Below are 1487 nucleotides of genomic sequence, written 5' to 3'. Positions count from 1 at the left end.
TTTTCTATTTGATTTTTATTTACTAAATTAAGTGCTTAAACACGCCACTAATCATACACAATCACGTTAGGTTTCATACAAAAAAACAATCAAATATTGAACAACATTCAGTTCAAGATAAATTGACATTAATAGATTTAAAATTATGGAAGATATATACATTAATGGACGCAATAAAGTCTCAATTGAATATGATAATAAAATTGTGTCTAATGTTTATATTGACGGAAAAAAACATGAGTTTGAGGATACTAAGAATGAAGGAAAATTAAAATTTGCCTTAAAAACAAAACGTAATAAATACAAAAAATTTCTAAACTTTCAATTTGAAAACCTTCTTGTATTAACAGGAGCAGGTTCGTCTGTTGGCATAGGAAAAGACGATAAAAAAGGTAGGCTACTAACTGGCTTATGGGATGATACTGTGGAATTAGTGAGTGAGAAAGTTCTACATAAATTATGTGAACTAGTACATTATACAGATAAAAAAGAAGACGACAGTTATGTGAAAAACCTGGAAAAACTTCTCTCTTTTGCAAATTCAGCAAAAGAGTACGTAAACGACCCAGAAGGAGAAATTAACATAACCGAGCTAATTAATCAGATAGAATCTTTAATAAAAACTAAATGTGAATTAGAATTACCAAATAATTCTCCACACAAGGAACTACTAGAGAAAATTACTAAACGAAAAGTAACTTTGCCAAGAGCTAAAGTTTTCACTTTAAATTATGACACTCTTTTTGAACAAGCTGGAATACAAGGGAATTTTACAATGATTGATGGATTTTCATTTTCATTTCCAAGAATATTTAGTGGTAGGAATTTTAATTATGATATTGTTCAAAGAGATAATAGTAGAGTAAAAGAAGAAGACAACTTTGTAAGAAAAGTATTTCATTTATATAAGCCACACGGTTCTGTAGATTGGGAAAGATTAGAAAACGGAAGTATTAAACAATCAGAGAAAGTTGATAAAGCATTAATGATTTATCCGAAAGAGAGTAAATATGAGAGTTCTTATGAACAACCTTTTTTTGAGATGATGTCTAGATTCCAACAAAACTTACGAAAAGATAATGTTTTACTTATTTGTATTGGATTTAGTTTCAATGACAAACATATAGTAACAGCAATTCAAGAAGCTCTTGAACAAAATCCTAGTTTTCAATTAATGGTTGTTAATAAAGGAATAAGTCAAGTTGGAAATTTCAATAAAGAACTTTATCGAATTGCACAAGAAAATTCAAGTGTAGTACTTATTGATGAATTATTTTCTGATTTCTCTATCAATTATCCAGATTTAAAAACTTATAATCAAGATGAAAATGATAAAATAGTAGTTAGTTTAAATAATAATGGAAATGATTAGAAATCCATTTGATCATAATTATTTCTTAGGATATATAAATAATGTATCTCCTCAATTTATCAATGTTCACTTTCCTTCAAGTGTATTATTGAAATCTTTCATTCATAAAGGAGAA

General features: G+C 27.5%; 1 protein-coding gene. It reads left to right on the top strand.

The genetic code is table 11. From position 1 onward, the window contains the following. Positions 1–145: 145 nt before the first annotated feature. Positions 146–1372, top strand: a complete 1227-nt coding sequence (locus CXF67_RS09760; RefSeq protein ID WP_102088581.1) for an SIR2 family protein — start codon at positions 146–148, stop codon at positions 1370–1372. Positions 1373–1487: the final 115 nt, after the last annotated feature.

The sequence above is a fragment of the Psychroflexus sp. MES1-P1E genome (genome assembly GCF_002836055.1).
Classification (GTDB): domain Bacteria; phylum Bacteroidota; class Bacteroidia; order Flavobacteriales; family Flavobacteriaceae; genus Psychroflexus.
This window is presented reverse-complemented; position numbering and strand designations above follow the sequence as displayed.